At 44.3% G+C, this 26,833-nt stretch carries 23 protein-coding genes; 9 read left to right on the plus strand and 14 right to left on the minus strand.

Going from position 1 to position 26,833, the window contains the following annotated elements; genetic code table 11:
- Positions 1-35 precede the first annotated feature (35 nt).
- Positions 36-584: a GNAT family N-acetyltransferase gene (locus R7H07_RS01235; protein WP_005376525.1), complete on the minus strand. Its 549-nt coding sequence runs from the start codon at positions 582-584 to the stop codon at positions 36-38.
- Between the two features lie 271 nt (positions 585-855).
- Between R7H07_RS01235 and R7H07_RS01240 the strand changes: the two genes are divergently transcribed.
- Together R7H07_RS01240 and dcuC are read left to right on the plus strand one after the other, a co-directional pair.
- Positions 856-1,980, plus strand: coding sequence for an acyl-CoA desaturase (locus tag R7H07_RS01240; protein WP_005376527.1), 1,125 nt, complete (start codon positions 856-858; stop codon positions 1,978-1,980).
- Between the two features lie 359 nt (positions 1,981-2,339).
- Positions 2,340-3,707, plus strand: coding sequence for an anaerobic C4-dicarboxylate transporter DcuC (gene dcuC / locus R7H07_RS01245; RefSeq protein ID WP_005376528.1), 1,368 nt, complete (start codon positions 2,340-2,342; stop codon positions 3,705-3,707).
- A 103-nt stretch (positions 3,708-3,810) separates the two neighbouring features.
- Here the strand turns inward: dcuC and R7H07_RS01250 are convergent, their stop codons facing one another.
- Positions 3,811-4,167, minus strand: coding sequence for a hypothetical protein (locus tag R7H07_RS01250; RefSeq protein ID WP_005376535.1), 357 nt, complete (start codon positions 4,165-4,167; stop codon positions 3,811-3,813).
- Between the two features lie 577 nt (positions 4,168-4,744).
- Here R7H07_RS01250 and R7H07_RS01255 point away from each other — a divergent pair.
- The 4 genes from R7H07_RS01255 (at position 4,745) to R7H07_RS01270 (ending at position 8,821) form a co-directional block, all read left to right on the plus strand.
- Entirely contained in the window at positions 4,745-5,977 is a 1,233-nt protein-coding gene (locus tag R7H07_RS01255; RefSeq protein WP_065275247.1) for an OFA family MFS transporter, read from the plus strand.
- Positions 5,978-6,043: 66 nt separating this feature from the next.
- Complete coding sequence (locus tag R7H07_RS01260; protein ID WP_065275246.1) at positions 6,044-7,657, plus strand: VRR-NUC domain-containing protein; 1,614 nt, start codon at positions 6,044-6,046, stop codon at positions 7,655-7,657.
- 165 nt (positions 7,658-7,822) lie between these two features.
- Complete coding sequence (locus R7H07_RS01265; RefSeq protein WP_054574626.1) at positions 7,823-8,470, plus strand: AcfA family outer membrane beta-barrel protein; 648 nt, start codon at positions 7,823-7,825, stop codon at positions 8,468-8,470.
- 15 nt (positions 8,471-8,485) lie between these two features.
- A complete protein-coding gene (locus R7H07_RS01270; RefSeq protein ID WP_065275245.1) occupies positions 8,486-8,821 on the plus strand; it encodes a YgiW/YdeI family stress tolerance OB fold protein in 336 nt (111 codons plus the stop codon).
- An 80-nt stretch (positions 8,822-8,901) separates the two neighbouring features.
- On the opposite strand, the gene yegS is transcribed toward R7H07_RS01270, so the two are convergent.
- The 11 genes from yegS to R7H07_RS01325 form a co-directional block, all read right to left on the minus strand.
- Positions 8,902-9,804: a lipid kinase YegS gene (yegS, locus tag R7H07_RS01275; protein WP_065275244.1), complete on the minus strand. Its 903-nt coding sequence runs from the start codon at positions 9,802-9,804 to the stop codon at positions 8,902-8,904.
- A gap of 8 nt (positions 9,805-9,812) precedes the next feature.
- On the minus strand, positions 9,813-10,718 hold the full coding sequence (locus R7H07_RS01280; protein ID WP_005376541.1) for a LysR family transcriptional regulator: 906 nt from the start codon (positions 10,716-10,718) through the stop codon (positions 9,813-9,815).
- A gap of 172 nt (positions 10,719-10,890) precedes the next feature.
- Positions 10,891-11,316: a bifunctional diaminohydroxyphosphoribosylaminopyrimidine deaminase/5-amino-6-(5-phosphoribosylamino)uracil reductase RibD gene (locus R7H07_RS01285; RefSeq protein WP_005376542.1), complete on the minus strand. Its 426-nt coding sequence runs from the start codon at positions 11,314-11,316 to the stop codon at positions 10,891-10,893.
- Positions 11,317-11,365: 49 nt separating this feature from the next.
- Complete coding sequence (locus R7H07_RS01290; RefSeq protein WP_065275243.1) at positions 11,366-12,667, minus strand: BatD family protein; 1,302 nt, start codon at positions 12,665-12,667, stop codon at positions 11,366-11,368.
- Positions 12,664-14,394 carry a VWA domain-containing protein gene (locus R7H07_RS01295; protein WP_065275242.1) on the minus strand — a complete coding sequence of 577 codons (1,731 nt, stop codon included), beginning with the start codon at positions 14,392-14,394 and terminating at the stop codon, positions 12,664-12,666. The genes R7H07_RS01290 and R7H07_RS01295 overlap by 4 nt, the downstream gene beginning before the upstream one ends.
- Positions 14,387-15,457 (minus strand): vWA domain-containing protein, encoded by a 1,071-nt coding sequence (locus R7H07_RS01300; protein ID WP_065275241.1) that lies wholly within the window; start codon positions 15,455-15,457, stop codon positions 14,387-14,389. Before R7H07_RS01300 ends, R7H07_RS01295 begins: the two co-directional genes overlap by 8 nt.
- A complete protein-coding gene (locus R7H07_RS01305) occupies positions 15,450-16,028 on the minus strand; it encodes a DUF4381 domain-containing protein (RefSeq protein WP_017635361.1) in 579 nt (192 codons plus the stop codon). The genes R7H07_RS01300 and R7H07_RS01305 overlap by 8 nt, the downstream gene beginning before the upstream one ends.
- Entirely contained in the window at positions 16,029-16,991 is a 963-nt protein-coding gene (locus R7H07_RS01310) for a DUF58 domain-containing protein (RefSeq protein ID WP_053349173.1), read from the minus strand.
- A gap of 12 nt (positions 16,992-17,003) precedes the next feature.
- A complete protein-coding gene (locus R7H07_RS01315; RefSeq protein ID WP_206958802.1) occupies positions 17,004-17,987 on the minus strand; it encodes an AAA family ATPase in 984 nt (327 codons plus the stop codon).
- A gap of 85 nt (positions 17,988-18,072) precedes the next feature.
- Positions 18,073-19,374: an anaerobic sulfatase maturase gene (locus R7H07_RS01320; protein WP_065275239.1), complete on the minus strand. Its 1,302-nt coding sequence runs from the start codon at positions 19,372-19,374 to the stop codon at positions 18,073-18,075.
- Between the two features lie 114 nt (positions 19,375-19,488).
- Positions 19,489-21,015, minus strand: a complete 1,527-nt coding sequence (locus R7H07_RS01325; protein ID WP_047008268.1) for an arylsulfatase — start codon at positions 21,013-21,015, stop codon at positions 19,489-19,491.
- 140 nt (positions 21,016-21,155) lie between these two features.
- On the opposite strand from R7H07_RS01325, the gene R7H07_RS01330 reads away from it, so the two are divergent.
- Positions 21,156-22,013 carry a LysR family transcriptional regulator gene (locus R7H07_RS01330; protein ID WP_017635364.1) on the plus strand — a complete coding sequence of 286 codons (858 nt, stop codon included), beginning with the start codon at positions 21,156-21,158 and terminating at the stop codon, positions 22,011-22,013.
- A 134-nt stretch (positions 22,014-22,147) separates the two neighbouring features.
- Here the strand turns inward: R7H07_RS01330 and R7H07_RS01335 are convergent, their stop codons facing one another.
- On the minus strand, positions 22,148-23,695 hold the full coding sequence (locus R7H07_RS01335; protein ID WP_005376560.1) for an arylsulfatase: 1,548 nt from the start codon (positions 23,693-23,695) through the stop codon (positions 22,148-22,150).
- Positions 23,696-24,001: 306 nt separating this feature from the next.
- Here R7H07_RS01335 and R7H07_RS01340 point away from each other — a divergent pair, with 306 nt between their 5' ends.
- Together R7H07_RS01340 and R7H07_RS01345 are read left to right on the plus strand one after the other, a co-directional pair.
- On the plus strand, positions 24,002-24,388 hold the full coding sequence (locus tag R7H07_RS01340) for a winged helix-turn-helix domain-containing protein (protein ID WP_206958800.1): 387 nt from the start codon (positions 24,002-24,004) through the stop codon (positions 24,386-24,388).
- 80 nt (positions 24,389-24,468) lie between these two features.
- Complete coding sequence (locus R7H07_RS01345; protein WP_206958799.1) at positions 24,469-26,823, plus strand: fatty acid cis/trans isomerase; 2,355 nt, start codon at positions 24,469-24,471, stop codon at positions 26,821-26,823.
- Positions 26,824-26,833: the final 10 nt, after the last annotated feature.

A 26,833-nucleotide genomic window follows, 5' to 3' on the forward strand; every position in this document is an offset into this window, starting at 1 on the left:
GAGACTGCTCTTATCTAATGTTTTAGAACGCTAGGTTAGGAGTAAATCACGTTTTCCTCAATCCCACTAACTAATGACTGGGCGTTCTTCCAACGGAATACTTTTTCTAACACCTCTTTGCCATCAGGTGCGCGCCAAGTTCGCTCTTGATCCTCTTGTCCACCAATGTGGCGATAGAATTCAATCGCAGAAATGTTTTGCGACACAACTTCTAAATAAAGACCTGTGTCTTTAAAGTACTGCTGTTGCCATTCTGCGACAGCAAGTAATAGCTGCTTACCAATCCCACGACCACGGTAACTGTCATCAACATGCAATGCGTCAATAAAGGTTCCACGCTCGAAATCATGGTTGCCGAACACACAAACAAAGCCAAGTAGCAAACCTCCCTCCTCCGCCAAGACAATGTGCTGATTGAATGGTGGGTTGGTCAAACGGGTTTGCCAAATCAGTAGTTTGTCGTCAATCGCTTCTTTCTCAAGATAGTTATCACTAAGAATGCCACGGTAATGACGCTTCCAGCTATCCGCATGAAGATGTGCAATGCGCTCGTAGTCCTTATATTCCGCTAATCGTAAATCCATTACGTATTCCTATTTTCTTACATTTTTGCTTCTTTATAGAGTCTCGGTATATTCCACCTTTATAACACTTGTTTCTTGGCAGATTTTATACACCTTAAGCCAGAGCTCATTTTTTAATACTACTCATTATTCAATTAAAAGCAAAATATCCCATCAAGTTCCTTAATCTACACCCAAAGGAATAGTCACATTTGTCTAACTTTAATTTGACTTACATGTGTACGCTGATATTCTGGCGAACAGTTGTTAGCTCAAAGTTAGGGATACACCTGTGACTCAAAACAAACCACCTGTTATCTGGTTGAATACATTAATATTTTCTGCCAGTTTTGTTCTGACTTTTATTGTAATGCCTTGGTATGCATATCATTTTGGACTGGGTTGGGAACATCTAATTTGGGGAGTGATTGCATTTAGTTTTACTAACCTTTCTATTACAGCAGGCTATCATCGTCTCTGGAGCCACAAAACATACGAAGCTCATCCTATTTTGCGCGCCATTTTTGCGATTGGAGGAGCATTTTCTTTGCAAAATAGTGCATTACATTGGTCTTCTGATCATCGTGTGCATCACAAACATGTCGACAATAACGATAAAGATCCGTACTCAGCCAAGCGGGGTTTTTGGTATTCTCACATTGGGTGGATGTTACGTGATTACAATAAATCAAAGGAAAACGAATATACAAACTGCCGTGACCTAAAGCGCGACAAAATCGTCATGTGGCAGCATAAGTATTATGTTCCACTTGCCCTACTGACTAATATTGGTTTCCCAGTCATACTAGGACTGATCTACGGTGATATCTGGGGGATGTTATTGGTCGTTGGTGCAGCTCGACTCTTTATGAGTCACCATACAACTTTTTTCATTAACTCCCTCGCACATATTTGGGGTAAGCAAACTTTCACAGACAAAAACACTGCTCGCGATAATGGTGTACTCGCCTTTTTCACATTTGGAGAGGGTTACCATAATTTCCATCATATTTTCGAGAATGACTATCGCAATGGCGTGTATTGGTGGCATTACGACCCAACGAAGTGGTTGATAAAGTCATGTTCTTGGCTAGGACTCACATCTAAGTTGCGCACAACGCCTACATTTAGAATTGAAAAAGCCCGTGCGAGTCAACTTTTGAAGAAAGCAAGAGAAAAGCTAGAATCGAAACCGAACACGCAAACAATCCTCGATCAGCTACAGCACGAGTTTGATACTTTAGTTCATCACATGCAGGAATACTACGAGATGCGCAAAGAAGTACTCGGTGCCAAAACTGCCAGTGTGGTAAAAAAATACGAATGTTCTGTAACGAAAATGAAGTACCAGCAAATTAAAGCAGAGTTCGAACGGCAGCAGCGTAGTTGGAACCTTATGGTTCGTCGATACGCATAGTTTATCCTCATTCTTACGATTACTTAGCTTCGCTTCGGCGAAGCTTTTTTGTTGTGAAGAGTGTTTTCCAATAATTGCTTACTGAGTAAAGTCTTTTTCCTATTGTGAATCAATTCACTCTTTATTCATTCACTTTCCTAGTCATATTTTCCTTCCTATAAATAGCTTCAAACCAGCACATAACACTTAGAAAACCAAATTCCAACAATACAATCTAACGAAATTATTTATTAAATTATTATTTGTCTCAGATCATGCAAGCCCCATATTTGTCTCGTGCCACAGCTAAGAATTCTGTAAATTCCTTGTCATAAACTGAAACAGTTTCTTTCTTTTTTACATAACATTCGGAGATCCCTATGTTAGAGCTCTTAATTGGCTTAGTGGTTACCATTGCGGTGGGTTACTTTATTGTCAAAGGCTATAAAGCTGCGGGCGTGTTACTGACCGCTGGTATTGCTTTACTTCTTATGACTGGCGTTTTGGGGCACGACGTGCTGCCGTCAAAAATCACCTCAACTGGTAACATGGTGACAGATGCGCTTGAATACGTGAAATACATGCTTCAATACCGCGGTGGCGGTCTTGGTATGCAAATCATGCTGCTTTGTGGTTTTGCGTCATACATGACTCATATCGGCGCGAACAACGTGGTAGTGAAACAGTTCTCTAAACCGCTTTCTGTCATCAAGTCTCCTTACGTCCTTTTGGTAGCGGCTTACATTGTGGCGTGTTTAATGTCTCTTGCGGTAAGTTCTGCAACAGGCCTTGGCGTACTATTAATGGCGACATTATTCCCAATGATGGTCGCGATGGGCATTTCTCGTCCAGCAGCCGTTGCAGTGTGTGCCTCTCCAGCGGCAATCATCCTTTCTCCTACTTCTGGTGATGTTGTTATCGCAGCAGAAAAGTCTGGTTTAGAGCTTGATGTGTTTGCGGTACAAACTGTGTTGCCTGTTTCTATTTGCGCAATCATCGTCATGGCAGCGGCAGCGTTCTTCTGGAACAAATACTTAGATAAGAAAGAAAATACACCAATGGAAAAAATTGATGTATCAGAGATCAAAGCTGACGCACCAGCGTTTTATGCAGCTCTTCCTTTTCTACCTATCATCGGCGTTTTCCTATTCAACGGTCGTACCATTCCAGGACTTAGTCTAGACATCTACACTATTGTGGTTGGTTCGATTTTCCTTGGAGCTCTGATCCATTATGTTGTAAATAAGTTCGATGGTAAGAAATCACTAGAAGATTTAGATTCTTGTTACGCAGGCATGGCTGACGCGTTCAAAGGCGTTGTGATGCTTTTGGTTGCCGCAGGGGTTTTTGCACAAGGTCTGATGTCTATCGGAGCTATCGATAACCTACTTCATCTAGCAGATAATGCTGGTGCAGGCGGCGTTGCTTTAATGCTTATTCTAACTGCATTGACAGTTGCAGCAGCAATTGCAACGGGTTCGGGCAACGCGCCTTTCTATGCGTTCGTGGAGTTAGCACCATCTTTGGCTGCGAAAATGGGATTAAACCCTGCTTTCCTAATTATCCCGATGCTTCAAGCATCAAACCTAGGCCGTACTATCTCACCAGTATCTGGCGTAATCGTTGCGACATCAGGTATGGCAAACATCAGCCCGTTTGAGGTTGTAAAACGCACATCCGTTCCAGTTCTAGCAGGCCTTATCACGGTGATTATTGGTACTATGGTGCTTGTTCCAATGAGTGCCTAACGGTATTGCCACGATCAAACTAAAAGCAATATCCGAACAAAATTACGTTTAATTAAAAACGCCAGCAAATGTGCTGGCGTTTTTTTTATTCTAATGTGTTGATTTACGCTGACTTAAATCGGTCAGGAATCTTAGTGATACTCTCTCTGTAGCTAAACCATAAGTAGGTAACGGCAAGCGAAAAGAATAAATATGAAAGTGCGAATACGATTGGAGACGTGATTAATTCCGCGGACATTCCCCACATCACACCGACTACGGTTATCGTCAACTTAGAAAGCATACCGCAAATGAGTAGGAATAAAGCAAGCTGTGGAAAGCGCGAGCTGCGAAATGCGAAGAAATAACAGCTACCTACCGCTAAAGAAGCAATAGATAAGCCCAACATAAATGAATGGATGTGGTCTGCTGATGCGATACCAGCGGATACCGAAGCCATGAGTAATAGGAACAGTTTCATAAGTCACCTCACAACAAATCTAAAAAGCATCCCTTCATAAATGAAAACTCATTTTTCACTATATTCTGCGCCTAAAATCAGCAATTACAAGTTACTTTTTTGCTCACTTAATGTACATAAAAGCTAATCAGCTTCAATTATTACAAAAGGTTAACAATTAAAAATTAGGAAACCCTTTGCATCTGATACTTACGACAGTCAGATGATAAATTCGCCATTTTTGTTACAGATGGTTAACATGGAAACATTTAGAAATTTTTTATTTGAAATGTGAACTGTGCACTCAACAGCGTAAAACCTCTCTCTCTTGACTCATCATTCGTTATTAGTGAACAAAAAAATGTCACTTTTTTACAACGTTCTTACTACATACAAAACCATGAATTCACATCCACTTTTAATGTTGCAAATTATTTTATCAGTAACCGTAAAAAGAGATTCCAATCACATATTTATTGGTTATAATCCGCGCTCATTGCGTTAAACGTTGAAAAACGCAAACTAATTTTGAGAAAAAACATCTTTAAACCAACCTTCTTTGCGGCATTGCCAATAAGAGGAAAAACTGAGAATAAAAATGAGCAAGATTGATAAAGCTATGCGCATCCTGTTAGCAGGGTTCTGTATCAACCTTTGTCTTGGCATCCTGTATGCTTGGAGTGTATTCAACAAGGCACTGGTAACTGAATCAGGCTGGAGTGCTGCAGAAGCTTCTGCACCTTACGCAACTGCAACCATCACTTTCTCTATCTGTCTTCTTATTGCAGGTATTCTTCAAGACCGCATGGGCCCTCGAATGATCCTTATCCTAGGTACTGTTCTTACAGGTCTGGGCATGATCGCTTCTGGCTTTGTGAACTCTCCACTAATGTTGAACATTACATTCGGCGTGATCACAGGTGCAGGTATCGGTTTTGGTTACGCATGCCTATCACCTTCTGCGATGAAGTGGTTCCACGCTTCGAAGAAAGGTATGGTTAACGGCATTATTGCGGCAGGTTTTGGTCTAGCGGCTATTTACCTTGCGCCAGTAACTTCTGCGCTAATAGACAGCATGGGCATTCAAACTAGCTTTATGGTTCTTGGTTTTGGTATCCTAGCGATTGCGGTTCCTCTTGCAGCAACCATCAACAACCCACCAGCAGACTACACACCTGCGGAGCCTAAAGTAAAAGAAGGCCAAGCACCTAAAGCGGTGAAAAAGTCAGATGACTTAACTTGGAAAGCAATGTTGAAAACGCCACAGTTCTACTCTCTATGGATCATGTACGCGTTTGCAGCTTCTGTTGGTCTAATGATCATTGGTAACATCACGACAATCGCAAGCGTTCAAGCAAACTTGCCAAACGCGGTTTACCTAGCATCTATTCTTGCTGTATTTAACTCTGGCGGTCGTGTTGCCGCGGGTATGCTTGCAGATAAAATCGGCGGTGTTCGTACGCTTCTACTTGCGTTCGTTCTACAAGGCGTAAACATGGTGCTGTTCGCGACGTTCGACTCTGAGTTTACACTGATCATCGGTACAGCAATCGCAGCGGTAGGTTACGGCACACTTCTAGCGGTATTCCCTACTCTAACGGCTGAGTTCTACGGTCTGAAAAACTACGGCACTAACTACGGCGTGCTTTACACAGCATGGGGTATCGGTGGTGCAATCGGCGCAGCGGTTGTTGGTTTCTCGATGACAAATGGCGACGGCTACACCTTGGCTTACACAATTTCTTCAGCAATGATGGCAGTATGTATCGTACTTGCGTTCATCACTAAGCCATTGTCTGATGCGAAAGTAGCACAGCTAAAAAACGCATAATTGCGAATTGATTTGATAACAAAAAGGCTTAACCTATGGGTTAAGCCTTTTTGTTATCGGTCGTTTATGGAAAGCCCTATCGAACTTGCACCAGACTACTATCTAGAGAACTTCATTAAGCTGACTCATCACGCAGTAACTTGGTACAGCGATTTACTGACCAAGGAAGAACACGCATGGCTTTGCTCGTTTGATTCTTTGAGCAAACACGCCCAGTGCCTTTTGGTACGTTTATACAGCCGAAAGGGATGTTGGTTTCGAAGTGATAAACTGAGTTATCAAGAAATACCTTCTATCAATGAAGCGCTGGCGGAATTGAGTCAACATGAGTTTGTAGCCCTTTCCCCACCCCTTTCTCATCAAGAGTTAGCGGCCAATTTACTGACCAAACCAGAAATCTCTGCGCTTTATCCCGAACTGCCGAAATCACTCAAGAAAGACGCCCTTGTCGAACGTTTGAGTAATGCGGAATTTGATCGTATAGAGAAGCTTGAGTTTACGATCGTCAAACTCAATTCAGCTCATATGATCGACGTGTTGCTCACTCTGTTTTTTGCCAACACCCATCAAGACTTAAGTCAGTTTGTGCTTGATGACTTAGTTTTGCATCAGTTCGAGCAATATCAATTGAGTAAAGTGCGCCGTTTCTTTGATTCACGTGAGCAAATAGACCGTTTAATTGAACTGAGCCAGTTGGCCAACCTGTACTGGCAATTTGACCGAAAAGACAAAGCCAATCTCGACTTATTAATTGAGGCAATGCCTCAGCCCGTTAAACACCGTTACGTAGATCGTAAACGCGAGCACATGTTGAATGACATAGCACGTGATTACGAACGGCTTAATGATCTAGAGACCGCCCTATCTCTATTTGGCCAAACTCAACTCACACCGAGCCGAGAACGACGCGCACGTATCTATGACAAATTAAACCATGATGATTTATTTTGTGACATTGTCACAGATATGCTTAACTCACCGATCGATGTGTCTGAGCTCGAAGTTGCACAAAAACTTGAGCAACGGTTAAAACGAAAACAAGGCGAGAAAGTGCCAAGAGTGACGAAGCCAACCTGTACGGAATACCGCCTTGAACTGGATTTATCTCAACAGAGAGTCGAACTCGCCAGCAAAGCGTATTTTGAGTCCTTAGGCTGGACTGTATTTTACGCCGAAAATGCACTGCTTAATGCATTACTTGGTCTCACTTTTTGGGATGCGATTTTTGCTCCTATTGAAGGGGCATTCATTAACGCTTATCAACACCGTCCTTTAGATTTATATCACTCGGATTTTGTTACCAAGCGCCAAGCTTTGATAGACACCGCTTTTGCCGAACTAGAAGCGGGCAACACCCAGATGTTATTGACAAAATACGATGAGAAGTTTGGCATCAGTAATCCATTTGTACATTGGAATTTAATAAGTAAAGAGCTACTCGAAACAGCACTCAACACTATCCCAACCAATATGCTGATGGCGCTGTTCAAAATACAATTGAGCGACCTTAAGCTTTACCGTAATGGGATGCCGGATCTCATTGCTTTTAAAGAAAACGAGTTCGAGTGGATTGAAGTGAAAGGCCCTGGCGATAAACTCCAGGATAACCAATGGCGTTGGATCAAAGAGTTTACTCGCCTTAATGTCCCGTTTGCGGTGTGTTACGTCGCAGCAACTTAACTTACTCTATATAAAGAGCTTGGTGTTTGTTCACTCAAACCGCCCCTCGGTTATCGCCCCTTGCTCTTTTTTCTAAACATTTTTTCGTTTCTTCACGATCGCTTCACGCTTCTTCACACAAAATGCGCTTCTACTCACTAAGTTGATTTGAAGAGGCAAAATAAAATGAACAAAACACTTCTTGCGTTACTTGTTACCTGCTCAGTTTCGGTATCTGCGGCTCCTTATGTAGGTCTGGAATATGGACTAGGCACCACTGACCATGATTTGGAACCTCACTTTTCAACTGACAACGTAACACTCAACCCTGAGCTTGAAGACGGTATTTTCTCAGGCTTTGTCGGTTACGCATTTAATGACAACTGGGCATTGGAACTGGGTTACAGCCAGTTTGACCTTGATGATAGTCGTTCAAAAAACCTAGGTATCAAGTCAATCGATGGCAAAGATTACCATCATGAAATGGATTGGGATGCGTCAATCAAAGCCAAGCAAGTGTCGTTGGCTCCTGTGTTTAACTATGCATTAAATGATAAATGGACAACAAAATTCAAAGCGGGTCTAACGTACACGGAATACAACGCCAAGGTTTCTAAACATCAAGAATACGAACTTGTCACGAACGACGATGTGGAAATGACCAACACGCTTTTCCATAGCGCGGAGAAAAACAACGAGCTAGGCGCAATGTTCTCAGTGGGTGCGGAATACAGAATTTTCCCGCAGCTCACCATAGGTGTAAACGCAAAATACCAACTAGACAGCTACGCAAACACTGCATCCTTTAATGTAGGCACAACTTATTACTTCTAATATCAGGAGAGGATAATGAAAAGAGTATTGTTAACATCCATGCTTGCCCTACTTTCAAGCTCGGCTTTCGCCGCGTTTAATGGCCCAGAAGTCAGTGCAATCAATGCGGTGAAAGAGGCGCGCAACGCAACCGACGACAGCGCTGTAGTGCTAACCGGGCATATTGTTCAATCATTTGGTAACGAGACTTACTTGTTCAAAGACAACACTGGTGAGATCGAAGTAGAGATCGACAACGAACATTGGATGGGTCAAGAGGTGACACCAAAAGATACCGTAATGATTCGAGGAGAGGTTGATTCAGATTGGACAACTACGCAAATAGACGTTGAGACCATTCAAAAACGTTAAGAAGTTGACGATACCTCAACACAAGCAACACAGCCACATTTTAGTGGCTGTGTTAAGCAATAATCATGGAGAACGCTCGTTTAGCTAGTCAAGCAAGGACAATCTTGCGGTACGACTAATCGTATACTCTTAGGCTGAACATCAAATCTAATGGTTCTCGAATGATAGGGTTCTCCATCTAAATTAAGAGGTAATGGATTCGGGAAGTCTATCTCCAACCAGCTTGCTCTTGTGTACTTCACAAACTCTCCTTTCTCACTCGGGTTATTGATCTCGTCGATTACTTTAGGCAGCTCATGAGGTAAAAATGGGCGCACCAATGTTAGATCCATCAGCCCATCATTAATCATCGCTTTTGGAGCTAACTCTTGCCCACCTCCAGCAAGGCGCCCATTACAAAACGCACCGAGCAACATTTCTCCCTGATACGCACCACCTTCAATCGTTATTGTTCCGTCATATGGTTTAAAGCCAAGTGCTTTTACAACACCAGTTAGCGTATAAGCTCCACCGCCAAGAAAGTTTTTGAGTTCAACAGGCGTTTCTGCTGTAACTTCTGCGCCAAACCCTGCTGTTGCCACGTTAATAAAGCAGCGATCGTTCGCTTTGACGCAATCGACCAAAGCGGACTGCCCCTCAACAGCAAGAGATAAAGACGCCTTAATGGAATTAGGTACTTGAATAGCGGTAGCAAAGTCATTGGCGGTACCAAGGGGAATAATGGCTAACTCAGGGCGTTTTTCTTCGTCAATTTGAATAATCGCAGAAGCCGCCTCATTGACGGTCCCATCGCCACCAGCGACAACAATACGTTCAATGCTTTCATCAACCGCTTCTTTTACTAGCCGCGGCATGTCTTGAGATTCCCACGTCACACGCACCTGTACGTCGATGCCTTTGTCTCTCATTTTCATGATTGCATCTCTTAACTCTGGATTCCCAGCTTTTTTTCCGTTAAGGATGGCACGTATTGTCTTTTTCATTGCACTTCCTATTGGTTGATGACTTTTCCTGCTTGCTTAATCTGTGAACGCAACCACTGATGGGCGCTGTCGTTTGTGCGACTAGGATGCCAGATTGTGCAAAGCTCATACATTTGTTCATCAAATGGCATTGATAAAGATTTAACATGATAGGTGTTATTGAACAAGTTGATCATCGACTCTGGCATTAAACCAATGTATTCACTACCACAAATAATTGGGAGCATTTCTAGTACGCCTGAGGCTCGATACTTAATCTTTCTCTTATCCAAGTCGACAATGTCATCGGCGTTTAACAGGCTCTTACGACTCTGCCACTGCGAAACTACTACGTGTTCTTCTTCAAAAAATTGTTCAGCCGTAATCTCGTCATTCAGGCGGGGATGCGCTTCGCTACATACCACCACCAAACGCTCCGTAAGTACAGTTTCCAGTTTTAGCACCGTTCTTGCTCTTGGTGTGATATCAATGATCAAATCGTATCGTTGTAACCGCAGATCACTTTCAAAATCTTCCGTAAAAAGCGGATGTACTTCTAATGCAACATTTGGCGCCGACACACGGATTTGTTTCATGACTTGAGGTAGCAACTCAAAACTTGCAACGGACACACAGGCAATAGAAAACACTCTATTCGACACTTTAGGGTCAAACTCACTAGAGGCCGATAATGTCGAAGTGAAATTTTGTACTGAAGCTAGAAGAGCAGGATAAATATCCATCGCAAACGAGGTAGGCTCGACACCTTTAACGCAACGATGAAACAATGGATCATCGTAGATATCACGTAGCCTTGCTAGCGCTTTACTCACCGCAGGCTGGGTGATGTTTAAACGCGCCGCCGCCCGAGACAAGTTACGCTCTTCATAGATGGCAGTGAAAATGGGAATAAGATTAAGGTCGGTCGGTTTCATGCTATTAAATTTTTCAAAAGTCACTTTCTCTATTTTAATCTAACAGCATGATCCTTCACGTAGCCAAGTGCAATAAATGGGCGGTATCGCTTGTTTTAATGAGTTTTAACTCAATTTTGACGCACTTCATTCACCACATAAACTGGCACCATAGTGCAACGTAAAGCTTGACTTAGGCTTTGCCTAGGTAAGGGGTAAGAAACTCGCTGACTTCCTCGCCGCATAAACCAGTTTCTACCTCTATACCTGCTTGTTTTAGAATCTCGATACCTCGACCACTGTTGCGTGGGTCGGGGTCCAATATGGCTACGACGACTTTGCTTATGCCGGATTTGACTAATGTCACCGCGCAAGCTGGCGTGCGACCAACAAACGAACACGGTTCCAGCGTAACGTATGCCGTCACCGATTCTAACGAGCCTTGATACGCATTCAGCGCTTCCACTTCCGCGTGATTGCCACCAATCGCTTGAGTATGACCTTCAGAAACGATTTGATTGTCTTTCACTAACACGCAGCCAACCGGCGGGTTGGGTTGACATTCAGGAAGCGCATTTTTGGACACTTCCAATGCGCGGCGCATAAACTCTTGGCTCATTTGAACTCTATTCTCTAATAAAAACGAGGCGCTATATTAGCGCCCCGTTTTATTCATTGCCATCTCTTCCAATGACTTTGTCCAGTTCTGGTAACGCTCGCGGAATACGGAATTTAAAGCGTTTTTGTTTGGTCTGGACTTTGCGCCACATCGACTTCAGTAAATGAGCGCTATTTTCACCATTTTGCATTCGCGACGCACTTTTTTGCCACGATTCACTCGTATCGGCTTTGGTCATTTCTAGCTCGGCCGTATTTAAACGCAATTGTTTGTACAATATGGTCCTTGCTTCAGACCAACGTTTAGCCTTTAACAAACGGTGGAACGTCAGCCATGCTGGTGTCGGTCTGTTGCGGTAGTAACGTTTAATGGCTACCAATGAAATAATCACAAAACCCAGAAATACAAGCGTGGATACAATCCATGCAAAGTACGTTTTGATGAAGGATTTCAACGTGTGCTTCGCAGCAAATGTTTTGCCCTCTAACATCACCGTTTCCACTTGCTGAGTCTTACTGTTCCACCAACGAAACTCATAATCAGGCAGGGTTAATTCACCACCTTGTTGAATCACGTACACGCTCTCTTCTGTGCGTGTTGACTGGTAATCACCACGTGTTTGCGTATCTGTCAAACGGTGGGGTTGAGGATACGCTTGATAACGGGTTGTTGATTCTCCTTTCAACAAGTCTGGTAGCAATACAGATAGTGAATCTTGAGCCGAAATGGTGATTTTACGCGTGATTGCATCCCCAACTTTGAGTGACTCAGTGGAGGTATCCCACTCTTGCTTTACCTCTACATCTGTTGCAGAAAACCAAGGTGTCTCACCACTCAGCAGGCCCGATGGCAAGGCGGTTTTGAACTTAATCGGCTGCGTGTAAAGTGTGCCTGACACCTTCTCGCCGTCCGGCGCAGACACCTGAACGCCCACTGCGACAGGTGGAATCACAAAATCACCAGAAGCTTGAGGATACAAAGTCACTTCCCAGCGTTGACGCGACCAAGTTTGCCCCTCTTTTTGCTCAGTAAAGTTGGTTGCTAGTTGATTACGCTGTTTGGCGATAACATTGGGCATTTCAATATTGCCAATTCTCGTACCCCCCGTAAACCAACGCGGGGTTGCCACTTCGATGGTTAAAATAACTTGCTCATTGACGCTAAAGCTTGGTGTTTTACGCTTCTCTCCAGCCGTTGGTTGTTGACCAACCCACGCTTGTAACTCTACACCATGCTCTCGTTGAACGTCACGAATATCTTGAGCTAACACACTACTGCTCAGGAGGAAACCGAAACAGATAACTACCCACAAGGGTAAAGCAAAGGGCGTAAAACGGTGGCTTTTCATCATTGCACCGCCTCCTCTGTATTTTCGCTCGCAGTAGAGGTTGATTCTCCGGTTTCTATTGAACGCAATTGAATCTGAAACTTCGCATTTAAGAAGTATTTAGGATCCGCTTCGACTCGCTTTAACCATTTGTCGGCTAATTCTTGGCTACCTATGATGTCGTCTGCATTTAACGTCTCTTTAATCATCAACTCCGCTGACGTTTTTTCATCCGCCCCTTCTGCGGTTTGAGGGTTATCGCCTAGCTCGGTTGATGCTTCTTGCTCTGTTCCTGCCTGACTCTCACTCATCCGGTTGATGTCCTCTACAATACCACCAATCACTTTCAAGTTATGCTCAACATCCGGTCTTAGCCTCTCGCTCAACGTTGGCTTGTTGGCTAGGGATTTTAACAAGTCACGTGCAGCCAAATATTCACGCTGACGCGCCAATGCACTCGCCGCATTATAAAGACCGTAATCTCGAACCTCTTCGGACGGGTCGTTTTGCATTTCCAAAAACGCACTGTGGGCGAGTTCAAACTCGCTAGCGTAGTAGTACGCCGTGCCTTTGCGTAATGGATTGACAAAGTGTTTCGCGGCTTCTAAATACGCTTGTTTGTTAAACAAACGCTGTCCTTGTTGGTCTGGCGTTAGCCACAAATCCCACCACCATTGCGCTACCTTGTCGAAAGCCGTCACTTTTTGCACAACTTGTGGCTGCTCGGCTTTAACAGAAATGTTCTCCGCCAACGCACTGGTTGGCATCAATAACGTGCCGCTCACCATTACAATCACGCACCACTGCACTAACCACCCTTTTCTAAACCACAGCATCATGATCAGCGCGATTGGGAACAGAAGCTGATATCCCATGTCTTTCCAAGGCATTGAAGATTCGCCATTAAGCTGCATATTGCGCTCAACGTATCGATTCAGTTGCTCGATATCACTATTATCGACGGTCACTTCCACCAATCGACCGTTAGTCTGACTAGCCAGTTTTTGTAGAGAATCCAAATCCATTGGGTTGTTACTCACAATGTCAGCATTCCCTGCCGCAAGAATTAACAGTTGATAAGGTTTGCCCGAGAAATACGCTTGGTATTGCTCAATCGTGGCCGGGTTCACGCCGTCACTCACCAACAGAACAGTGGAGCCTGGTTGACCTTGCAATTGTTGGTCAATTAACGGCAATGCTTTTTCGGCAAGCTTACCTTGCACGGGCATAATTTCTGGCGTAATGGCCGCCAAAAACGGGTCAAATACTTTGCTGTCTTGAGTTATAGGCATCGCGACATGAGCACTGCCCGCGAACACGACTAAACCCGTTTTTCCGCCTTTTCGCGCGGCTAGCAAATCGCGTATTTTCTGTTTGGAACGCTCAAGGCGGCTTGGTGGGAGATCTTTTTGCAGCATCGAGTCGCTGTTATCAAGCACCACAAGCATAGAGGCTTTATCTTCGCCAAAGGGGGAAGATTCACGTTGCCACGTTGGGCCTGCACAAATCACAATGGCGATGAACACAATCAGCATCAAGAGCTTAAGCGGCAGTTGCTTACGCCAGCCTCGCTCACCTATCGTCAAAGCATTGCGTAAATGTTCGGGCAGAATATCCTTCCAGCTTGGCTTGCTTTCTTCTCGCCAGCGTAACCACACCAAGAAAAACATGGGGACCAAAGCCAGTAACCACAGTGGTCGAATAAAATGAAACTGCGTAAAGAATTGCGTCCAACTAAGAGAATCAAACATCGCTCTCTCCTAATGATGATCGTGTAACAGCCCTTCTTTTGAGTGTTGCGACGCTGAACGCGAGCAAATGCATGATGACCACTAACGCCATCAAATAATGATGAAGGCTTTGTTTTGGGCGGTATGTAGTGCTTTCGTAAAGTTGAGGTTCCAGTTTGCCAATTTCGTCGTAGGCAGCCGATAGTTCATCACGGTTGAGTGCTTCAAACGCTTCACCGCCGGATTCTTTCGCAATGCGATGAATTGTGTCCATATCCAACGCGGTTTCACCTATCGTTTCCGGATCACCCATCGCAATCACGTGCACTCTCACGCCTTTGGCTTTCGCAACTTTCGCCGCATCAATCGGTTCAACAAAACTGCCCGTGTCGTTACCATCGGTTAATACAATCGCGACTTTTTCACGGTTTTGATCTTGTTCTAAAGCACCACGCGACTTATCGCTTTGCTCAAAAACTTTAATCGCTAAGCCAATCGCATCACCAAGATGGGTACTCTGCCCTGCCATTGCCACATCGGTTTGGTTAAGCAGTTCGAGCCACACTTTTTGGTCTGCGGTAAATGGCGTTTGCACGAAAGCAGCATCACCAAAAAGCACCAAGCCTAATCGGTCACCTTTACGAGACTGAACAAACTCCGACAGCACTTCTTTTGCCGCATCAAGACGAGAAATTTTTTCGCCTGTACGTGAGGTGAAATCTGGCTCGGCCATGGAGCCCGAAAGATCCACCACCACCATCACATCGCGCCCTAAACTCTCGCGAACTTGAGGCTCGCCTAATACGGTGGGTTTTGCCATCGCACACACCACCAAAAGCCATGAGAGAATTAACGTTGCTCGTTGCCACCAACTCGGGATCAACTGGCTTGCACCTTCTGATGGCGTCTCGCCAATCGCTTCCACCAGCTGACTAAAAAACGGCACTTTGATCGCCATTTGCTTAGTGCGATATGCAGGCACCAAGTAGTACACCACCAACGGCAAGGGCAAAACCAGAAACCACATTGGGTGAGCAAATTCAAAACCAGACAAACCAGTTATCGATGCAAGAAGATCATTCATGTTGACCTCCCTGATGTGCTTTGCGTTTCAATCGTGGTGATTTATTTGCCGCGCTTTTTTGAGCATCACAACGGTGCTCACTCACCCAGTTTTTCGCACGAGCAATAAGCGTTACTCGCTCTTCGTTGGTTAGCGTAACGCTTGGGTCAACAATACTTTGTAGCCAGCACTTTGAAAGCTCATCGTTAAAAACCATTTGCGAGTTTGCTTGAGAGTCTCTGGTTTGCGGATACAGCGCATCGAGCTTGCGCAGAAAGGCGGTATCAAACAATTTCGCGTTGCGGCTATCAATATGAATCAGCACTATTTTAAGCACAGAGAACAATACTTTTGGCATGTCTTTGTCGCTCGGGTTGATTTGCGAAATCGCCAGTAGAGCTTCTTTTCGGTAACGATTATGCCACCATTGCCGAGCCAAGCGATATGCGAAATATACCAATGCAATGAACGCAACCGCCGCTAAAATTTTCCAGCCAATAGTTTGCGGGTACCAACTCACGCTAGATGGTACGGCCACATCATGCAGCTCTCTGAGTATGTAGGTACTTGGAGGTGTAGGAAGATCACTCATTTAACGCCCTCCTACCAGTTTTTGGAATTGTTTAATGTGCTCACCTGTCGTATCGAGTTCGATGTGCGGAAGGTGTTTCATCGCCATAAGTTGAGAGAGTGATTGACGCTGTAAGCTAGTTCGAGCCTCAAGCTTTGCGCTCGCAGCTTCTACCTTTGCTTTGCTGTCTAAATTGAGTTGATACTGCCCGTCACCAACCACCCATTTCGATTTTGCCAAATCGTCTGGTAGCGCTTGTTCTAATGGGTCACTGACCATCACTGCAAGAACATCGTTGTGCTGTTGTAGCTGTTTAAGGTGATCAAGGTGGTGCTCCTCGCAGTCGCTCCAGTCGCTGATAAAAATCAAAGTGGATTGCTTGAGCTTCATGCGTTTAATAAGCTCAATCCATTTACTGAACGTTACTTTTTCGGAATTGCAGGAGTCCACATTGAGCGATTGATTGGCTTTAGCGAGACGTTTAAGTTGCGCCAGAAGATCGTTTTGCGAACGCTGTGCCTTGCTGTGAAACAACGCCTGCGGGGATGCGATGACAAAACCGACTCGGTCGCCATCTTTTAATACTCGCCACCCACACATCGCTGCGATCTCTGCCGCGACAACTGATTTCATTACTTGCGTCGAAGCAAAAAACATTGTGCTTCTCTGGTCGACACACACGATTACGTTGCGATCTTTTTCTTCTGTATAGCTGCGCACGTGCGGCTTACCTGTACGCATCGTAACTTTCCAATCAAGGTTACGAATATCGTCACCCAATTGGTAATGGCGCAGCTCTTCGAAGTTCAATCCACGACCGCGAAACAACGAATTGTGTCGGCCAGAGAGTACGCTACCCGCTTTTAGATGAGGAAGTAAACTGAATGATTCTGCTTGTGCTTGCAGACGTACTAAACGAGCATAATCGCAGTACAAACGGGGATCCATCCCCTGTGATTTTGGCGCAAGAGTTGGCTTAGCCATAATGCCTCCCACTTACCCAATTTCTACACAGTCTAGCAGCTCTTGTACGACTCGTTGATGATCGACCCCATCTGCCAGTGCATCGTAGGTCAAAGAAAAACGGTGGCCCAATACAGACGGAACCATGGCACGCACATCGTCAGGAGTAACGTGGTCACGTCCTTGCATCCACGCATACGCACGAGCGCATTTGTCGAGTGCGATAGAAGCACGAGGACTAGAGCCAATCTCAATCCATTTTGCTAAGTTTGAATCGGCATAACGCTCTGGCTTACGAGTCGCCATCACTAACGCAACGATGTAGTTTTCCACTAGGTCTGATACCACGATGTTTGGTAACTGACGACGCGCTTCTAGCACCACGTCTGGCTCGATGTGTTTTGGCGTAATAGTTTCGCTGCTGGTTTCCGCACCCAATTCTTCACTGCGCACCAAACGAATGATGTCACGTTCTGCGTCATCTTCTGGATAATCGACGGTAACCTTCATGATAAAGCGGTCCATTTGCGCTTCTGGCAGTGGGTACGTGCCCTCTTGCTCTACTGGGTTTTGCGTTGCAAGCACCATAAATAAGTCTGGCAATACGTGAGTTTTATCGCCTACTGTGATTGTGCCTTCGGCCATGGCTTCAAGCAGTGCCGCTTGTACTTTGGCAGGTGCACGGTTGACCTCATCAGCAAGTACAATGCTGTTAAAAATGGGCCCAGGTTGAAAGTGGAGTTGCGGCTTACCATCCAGCTCTTGATAAACCTCAGTACCCGTCACGTCAGATGGTAAAAGATCCGGCGTAAACTGGATTCGACCAAAACTGGTGTTTAACAAGTTCGCCAACGATTTTACGGAACGTGTTTTTGCCGTTCCCGGTAAACCTTCTAGCAGAATATGCCCATTTGTTAATAACCCGATGACTAAAGCTCGAACCACGTGGCTTTGTCCAATGACGCTTTTTTCTGTTTGTTCGATGAGTTCTTTTATCGCTTGTTGTGCGTGGTTCATAGGATACCTTTTCAATGGTTTAAGCCGTCTTTTCGATAGTTAAGTATAAGAACAAATGAAATAACTTAAGGTTATATTCACTATGTTATCTTTGCGGTTCTTGAGATTGGAGAAGTTGTGCAAGACCAACCAACATCGGTAACGCATAATCAAAGAACATTTTGATTCCCGAACACAAATAGTTTAGACCACTCTCACCATTCGGCGTTTTGATCAAACGGTTTTTTGGGCACTCACCCCAACAATAAGGCAAGTAAGGGCATTGCTTACAATACGTCGGCAATGAATCGCGTTTTGCCATGCCAAAAGTATATTGTCTTGTAGAGAAGGCCATTTCATTCAGTGAGTGTTCATGAATGTTGGCGAGTTTGTATTCTGGATACACATAGTGGTCGCAACTGAACACGTCGCCATTGTGCTCAATCGCCAACCCTTTGCCACAAAACTCCGCCGTCACGCAAAGCTGAGACGGTTTCCCCATTACTTGCGCCACCGCGGTTTCAAACAGATTAACCAGCACACGGCCAAGATCGTTATTCACCCACTCTTCAAAGGTCGCCATTAAAAAGCGTCCCCAGTCTTCAGGATCGACTGACCAATCCGTTACAATCGACATTGGATGCCCCGGTTTAGCCAGATCACTGCCTTTGGTTGGGATCATCTGTTCGTTCCAAAACTGCGGCGCGGTTGTTTGGAAGTTGTTGGCTTCTACCACCGGCGCAAACTGAATATAAGTCACACCCAATTCTTGGGTTAAAAATCGATATACTTCGAGCGGGTATTTCGCGTTGTGACGATTCACCGTGACCAACGCGTTGAATTTCACGCCATGCGCTTGGAGCTTATCTACCGCTTTCATCACCAGATCAAACGTCGGCTTACCGCTGCGGGTTTTGCGATATTTGTCGTGCAGCTCTCGTGGCCCATCAATCGACAAGCCAACTAGGAAGTTGTGTTCTTTTAAAAACGCACACCACTCATCGTTTAGCAAAATGCCGTTGGTCTGAAGGTCGTTTTCAATGCGAACGCCTTTCGGCTGATGTTTCTTTTGCAGAGCTACGACATTACGGAAATAGTCCAGCCCAAGCAGCGTTGGCTCCCCACCCTGCCATGAGAAAACAATTTCTTCGCCATCCTGACTTTCGATGTAGCTTTTCACGAACGCTTCCAATGTTGCGTCGTCCATTTTTGGCTGCTTTTCTTGGTGCAGTAGATTTTCTTTATGCAGATAAAAGCAGTACTGACAATCGATGTTGCATTTTGCTCCGCCCGGCTTTGCCATCACATGGAATCGACGGTCATACGCCTCCGGAACCGGTGATTTAGACGCCGTTTTAAGAGGAACAATAGGCATGGTAGTAGAATGGCGAGGGGAAATCTTACTCATACGTTTCTCACTATTAAATATACCCAAATAACCTCGTGAGCTTTGTACCACAAGAGTGAAGCTATTTGGGTATATAGCGCTCCGAAAAGCGCTATGGATTATCGATGTTCTTTATTACTTAGAAGACTTAGGTACGAATGAACCTGCTTCCATGCGAGGTGGGAACTCTTTAAACGTACCCATTACCTCTTTCACTTTCTCTACCGCTGGCATCATTAGGAATGAACGCTCGTACATCCAACGAGAGTAACCCATACCTTGGTCACCACGTTCGAATGGGTCGATACTCAAGTCGAAGATCAATGGAACACGAAGTTTAGTAAACGGCTTGCGCCATACATCCATGCCCGTTTCATTCTCTTGAATCATAAAGTGGAACTTGTACTTTCCTTGGCGTAATGCCACAAGATCGCCGTCATCGCTCCAGTAAACGAACTCATTACGAGCAGATTTGTCTGATTTACCCGTTAGATATGGCAGTTGGTTATAACCATCTAGGTGAACTTTATAGTCCATATCACCAACTTTCTTGCCTTTTAGTAATTCATCTTTAACTTTGGTGTCACCCGCTGCAGCAACCAATGTCGGGAAGAAGTCCTCTAATGACATCATGCCGTTGAACGTTTTACCTGCTTCGATGTTTCCTGGCCATTTAATCAACATCGGCACACGGAAACTGCCTTCCCAGCCAGTGTTTTTCTCAGAGCGGAATGGTGTCATCCCTGCATCAGGCCACAAATCAACCATAGGACCGTTGTCAGTGGTGTAAACAATGATTGTATTGTCATCCACACCCAACTCTTTGATCTTATTAAGTAGCTGACCGATTTGATCATCGTGCTGCTTAACACCATCCGCGTAGAAACCAGCACCTGTTTTACCTTTGTATTCTTCAGGAACATGCGTGAAGTTGTGCATGCGAGTGGTGTTAAACCAAGTAAAGAACGGCTTATCCGCTTTTACTTGTTTTTCTATGAAGGTTTCCGCAGCATCAAGGAATTCACCGTCAACATTTTCCATACGCTTACGCGTAAGTGGACCGGTATCTTCAATTTTGCCGTCAGCGTAAGAGTGGATTACGCCACGAGGGCCAAATTTCTTCTTGAACTCTGGATCTTTAGGATAATCCACGTTCTCTGGCTCTTCTTCCGCGTTCAAGTGATATAGGTTGCCGAAAAACTCATCAAAACCGTGGTTGGTAGGAAGGTGTTCGTCTCGGTCGCCTAAATGGTTCTTACCAAATTGTCCGGTTGCATAACCCATTTGCTTAAGCACGGTTGCAATCGTTGGATCTTTTTCCGAGATACCTTGCGGAGCGCCTGGTAAGCCCACTTTTGATAGACCAGTACGTTTTGGCATTTGACCGGTAATGAATGCAGAACGGCCTGCTGTCGAACTTTGCTGTGCGTAGAAGTTAGTGAACTTCGCACCTTCTTTAGCAATGCTATCGATGTTCGGCGTGTTGTACGCCATCATGCCTTGGTTGTAGGTACTAAGGTTCCAGTAACCAACATCATCACCAAAGATGACAAGAATGTTGGGTTTGTCCGCTGCGTGTGCAACTGCAGATGCAGCGCCTAATGCTAACGTACATGCGTTAAGTACGAGTTTTTTACTGCTCGTTTTGGTCGCATTTTTCATATTATCTCCAAGAGTTCGCTAGTGCGTAAAAATGGTATTCGCTTTTCAATACCATTGTTGATATAAGATAAAGCACTAATTTCAGGCGATAAATGCAGTCAGAATTAGTTAACCTATAAATTAAATTTATGAGTAACGTTATGGACTTGAATTTGATCCAAACTTTTCTTGTTGTCGCGGAGTTCCAATCTTATACGAAAGCCGCGGAACAATTGGGGCTTACACAACCCGCTGTGAGCGCTGCAATAAAGCGTTTAGAACAAGTGGTCGATAAGCAATTATTTGTCAAAAAAGGGCGAGGTATTGCACTAACATCCACCGCTTATCAACTGCTACCGCAATTCCAGCAAGCGGTTAATATCATTGATAATGCGATATCCGATAAGAATCATTTTGAAGTGTGTTGTTCCGAAATTTTATTGCACATTATGGACCCGATAAAGAACACTATTTTTTATGAATCACCACCCGAAAAGTTCTTATTATTTGAGCTGTTAAGACAACAAAAAGTCGATCTAGTAATCGATACGGTGATCACGAAAGATGCAGCGTTTATTATTGAAGATGCTTATGAGGAAGAAGCCGTGGTTATCTGTAGTGAGAACCATCCCCGTGTACACGGCACGCTCACAAAAGAGCAATTTTATGAGGAAACTCACTGTTTATTTTCAGGAAAATGGAACAACATGTCGGGGTTCGAGCAACTAGCAAAGGAAACAATTCAAGAAAGAAAAGTCGACTTGATCACATCTTCGCTAGCGGGCATGGCGCTGTATGTCGCCCAAAGAGACAGTTTAGGGATCGTGTCTCAATCTTTTGCAAACAAGTGGAGCAAAGCGCTCAAACTTCAAATTTTGCCCTGCCCCATTTCGATACGCTCTATCCCTTACAAGTTCGTTTACCATAAGCGAGAGGTAAACAACCCAGCCCACATCGCTCTACGTGAAAAAATCAAAGCCAACTTAACGGCAGCCCACTACGAACCAATTTGTTTATAACTCTTGTCAATTGAAGCGTTAGGCGTTTTCGTCATCAAGCTTTCTACAAACCTTAATAGATAGAATTTTACAGATAAAAAAGAGGCTCACGTTAATGAGCCTCTTTCTATATGTGATACTTCACTTAGCTTTTCCTACTTATTTGGGTTCTCTTTTAGTTTCTCCATCACTTGATCGAGCGAGAAGCTTGCTGCTTTTTGCCTTGGTGGGAACTCTTTAAACGTTTCAAGGAATCTGCCTACGTAAGCTTGCGCAGGAACAAGCATGTAAGCACGGTCTAGCATCCAATCGTAGTAAGTGTTAGAAGTGATATCAGCCACTTCGTAAGGATCCATACGCAAGTTGAAGATCTTAGGAACACGAAGTGTGGTGAATGGTTCAGCCCAAATACGCAACGTGCCTTTTGCTCGTTGCTCCATAAAGACCAGCTTCCATTTGTTATAGCGAAGTGCAGTTAAGTCTCCATCATCTGAGAAGTAAAAAATTTCTTCTCGTGGGGCCTTATCCTCTTTACCAGTCAAATATGGTAGGAAGTTATAGCCGTCTAGGTGAACTTTGAATTTCTTACCATTCGCACTATAACCTTTGAGCAATTTCTCTTTGATATTGTCATCACCCGCGGCAGCAACAAACGTTGGCATCCAGTCCATGTGATGCATGATATCATTCGAAACAGAGCCAGCTTTAATTTTACCCGGCCAACGTACCATCGCAGGAACTCGGTACGCACCTTCCCAGTTGGTATTTTTCTCTCCACGGAATGGCGTTGTACCTGCATCTGGCCACGAGTTCATGTGTGGGCCATTATCGGTGGAGTAAAAGACGATTGTGTTGTCTTTAATACCCAAATCATCCACTTTTTTCAGTAGCTGACCTACATGGTTATCATGCTCGACCATACCATCTGCATACTCGCTGATACCTGTTTTTCCAGAGTTCTCTTCTTTCACATGAGTACGGAAGTGCATACGAGTTGCGTTCCACCAGACAAAGAAAGGTTTTTCAGCCTTGACGGCACGATCCATAAAGTCGAGTGCCGCATCTAACGTCTCTTCATCCACGGTTTCCATGCGCTTGCGAGTTAGAGGTCCTGTATCCTCAATTTTGCCATCAGCGTACGAACGGATAACGCCGCGCGGACCGAACTTTTTACGAAACTCAGGATCTTTAGGATAATCGACGTTTTCTGGCTCCTCCTCGGCGTTCAAGTGATAAAGGTTGCCAAAAAATTCATCGAAGCCGTGATTAGTAGGAAGGTGCTCATCTTTATCACCTAAGTGGTTTTTACCAAATTGCCCTGTCATATAGCCCATCGGCTTCAGCATTTCGGCAATGGTTGCGTCCTCTTCCTTCAAGCCAAGATCAGCACCTGGAAGCCCCACTTTACTCAAACCTGTTCTAAGAACGGTTTGGCCCGTAATGAAAGTAGAACGGCCCGCTGTACAAGATTGCTCACCGTAATAGTCAGTGAACATCATGCCTTCTTTGGCGATACTATCTATATTTGGTGTTTTGTACCCCATCAAGCCAAACGTGTAAGCACTGAGATTGGACTGGCCAATATCATCACCCCAAATGACGAGAATATTTGGTTTCTCTGCTGCGATACTGCTACTTGTCGCACCGATTAAAGCGGCGGCAAGAATCGCTAATCGGCGTTTAACGCCATATTTCGCTGTCATATAAACCTCTGTGTGTATTAGAAAAGTGCTTCCTGCAACAGAATGTATAGTTCACAAATAGCGGATAAGCGAATTTACTAAATGAGAATTCTTTCTATCTTTGCCTAACATTACACCGTTATTTGTAGCTAATACGCACTCCAATAGCACTTTAGTTCAGAGCGCCATCGCACCATTCATCACTACTGGTAATCTCAAGTATTAAGATTGTCTACGCATATCACAGTGCTCATAAAGTACCTGATTGCTTTTACATAAATATTAATGATAATACGTTTTACTACTATTAATAATTAAGGTACCCGTGTGCTTGACTCCAAGGTTTCAAATGGAAAAACTTCCCAATGCCAACACAACGGCGTTCACCATAATGATGAGGAGCTATTACTAGATAAGCGCACTCACTCTGTGGTACTCAATTACTTGCCAAACAAGAAATCTGTTCAATTAACAAGCATTCAATTTAAGCTGCTGCAAACTCTCACTCACCATCAAGATCAAGTACTTAGTAAGCCTTTTCTTTACGAAACAGTACTAAAACGTGAATTTACTGAACATGATCGAGCACTCGATATGCACATGAGCAGAATGAGAAAGCGTCTAGTTCACGAAGGCGTTCCGACAGACAGAATTCAGACAGTCCACCGCCAGGGTTACATTTTCAAGCGCTCAGACAATCAACAGAAAAATTAACGCTAATTGACCCAACTTTTGGTAATTGACCGCTTATTTTGCTTTAATTAATGCAAATTCTAATCACGTAAAATAACTCAATGAATTTGCGCTTAATTTTTACACTTTGCATTGCTACTTTGTTTGCCGGCTGTGCAACCTATGCTGGTCTTAACTATGATCAACTGTTTGGTCCACAGCTCGTGCGTGAACGCACTGTTGACGTGGAAACCCCTCAAGCAAACTTCTTCCAAAGCGAAGTTAAACCCATTATGGATAACCGCTGTGTCGTCTGCCACGCGTGCTACGATGCACCATGTCAGCTTAAGCTCACTTCTGTTGAGGGCATTGACCGTGGTGCGAGTAAAGCACTGGTATATGAAGGAACAAGACTCACAGCCGCAGCACCAACACGCTTATTCGAAGATGCAGAAACAACCCAAGAGTGGCGCGATGCGGGTTTTCATCCGGTTCTCAACGAACGTGATCAAAGCATGGCAGCCAACATTGACGCAGGCCTTATCGCACGTTTGCTACAGCAAAAAGAGCGCCACCCATTGCCTGACCAAGTCCAGTTAGAAGGCTTTGACTTTTCGATAGACCGAGAGCAAACCTGTCCAACGATTGAAGAATACGAGCAATACGAAAAGGATAACCCAACCTGGGGCATGCCTTTTGGTATGCCAAATCTATCAAACAGTGAATACCACACACTCATGACTTGGTTGGAAAACGGCGCAATAATGAACGTTCACCAACCTGTTAGTGAGAATGAGCAAGCGCAAATAGATAAGTACGAAGCATTACTTAACCACTCTGATTTGAAAAATCAGCTGATGGCTAGGTATATATATGAGCATTTGTTTTTATCTCATCTCTACTTTTCGGAACTCGATGAAGATCCCCGATTCTTCACGCTCGTCCGCTCTGCTACACCACCAGGACAGCCCGTAAAACGTATTTCAACGCGTCGCCCGTATGATGATCCAGGGGTTGAACGCGTGTTTTATCGAATTATTCCAGAGCAAGGGACCATAGTAGATAAAACTCACATGCCATTCGCGTTAAACAAGCAACGCATAGAGAACTGGAAAACTTGGTTTATTGATGCTGATTACATGGTTAGTCAGCTACCGAGTTATGAACCAGAAGTTGCTGCAAACCCGATGACATCATTCATCGACCTTCCAGTGAAGTCGCGCTTTAAGTTCATGCTAGATAATGCGCAAAATACAATAATGGCATACATCAAAGGCCCAGTTTGTCGTGGCCAACTGGCATTGAATGTTATCAATGATCGCTTTTGGGTGTTTTTCCTTGATCCAGATAAAGCAGACATCCCAGAAGTAAATGAGTTTTACCGATCTCAGGCTGATAATCTAAAACTACCGGCAGAGCAAGAAAGTAACACGCTACCTGTTACCAACTGGGTCAAGTACGCGCGTCAACAAGCTCGCTACCTAGAGGCTAAATCTGAGTTCACTAATAACTGGTTTAAAGAAGGTGAAAACCTATCCACCGATGTAATTTGGGATGGTAATGGCACCAACCATAATGCGGCATTAACGATATTCCGCCATTTTGATAGTGCTTCTGTTGTTCAAGGGTTAGTTGGTGAGCAGCCTAAAACAGTGTGGATTCTTGACTACGCGCTACTAGAGCGTATCCACTATTTGCTTGTTGCTGGGTTTGACGTTTACGGTAACTTCGGCCATCAGCTCATGACACGAATGTTTATGGACTTCTTGCGTCTAGAAGGCGAAAGTAACTTTATCTCGTTGTTACCCGCCGATATGCGCCATGAACTTCAATCTAGCTGGTATAAAGATCAAAGCCCGCAGTTGAGTGACTTTTTACAACGAAATGTGAAGCCGTTTAACCAACCAACCAGCGTTCAGTATAAGAGTGACGATCCAAAAACGGAGTTGGTGGAGTTGTTGAGCGAACATGTTTCAGATGTGCTTCTGCCTCGCTACGAAATTCAAGGCACGGCTCTTTCTGCGAGTAGTGAAAAGCAACTAAAACGTATTGACCACGTTCGTGGTGAAGGCCTAAAAACCGTTCCGCAAATCACTATGCTTATGGTGAGAAGTCAATCAGGGGAAGATGAACTGTTCACCTTACTTCACAACAATGCACACACAAACATCTCTAGCTTGTTTGATGAAGAAAGTAACCGTGACTTTGCTAACGATGATATGACCATTGTACGCGGCGTTGTGGGAAGCTACCCTGCGGCATTTTTCTCGATCAACGAAAACCAAGTAAAAGATTTTGTCGATCAATTTAGTGCCATCCAAAACGAGTCCGATTACGTTAAGTTATTGGATAATTTTGCGATTCGTAGAAGCTCAGAAAAATTCTGGTCATTTAGCGATCGTTTACACAATTGGTACCGTACAAAACAACCGATCGAATTTGGATTACTTGACTATAATCGTTTTGAGAATCGATGATGATTTAAGG

Origin of the sequence: Vibrio sp. Vb1127 (genome assembly GCF_033338735.1) — a bacterium.
GTDB lineage: Bacteria > Pseudomonadota > Gammaproteobacteria > Enterobacterales > Vibrionaceae > Vibrio > Vibrio alginolyticus.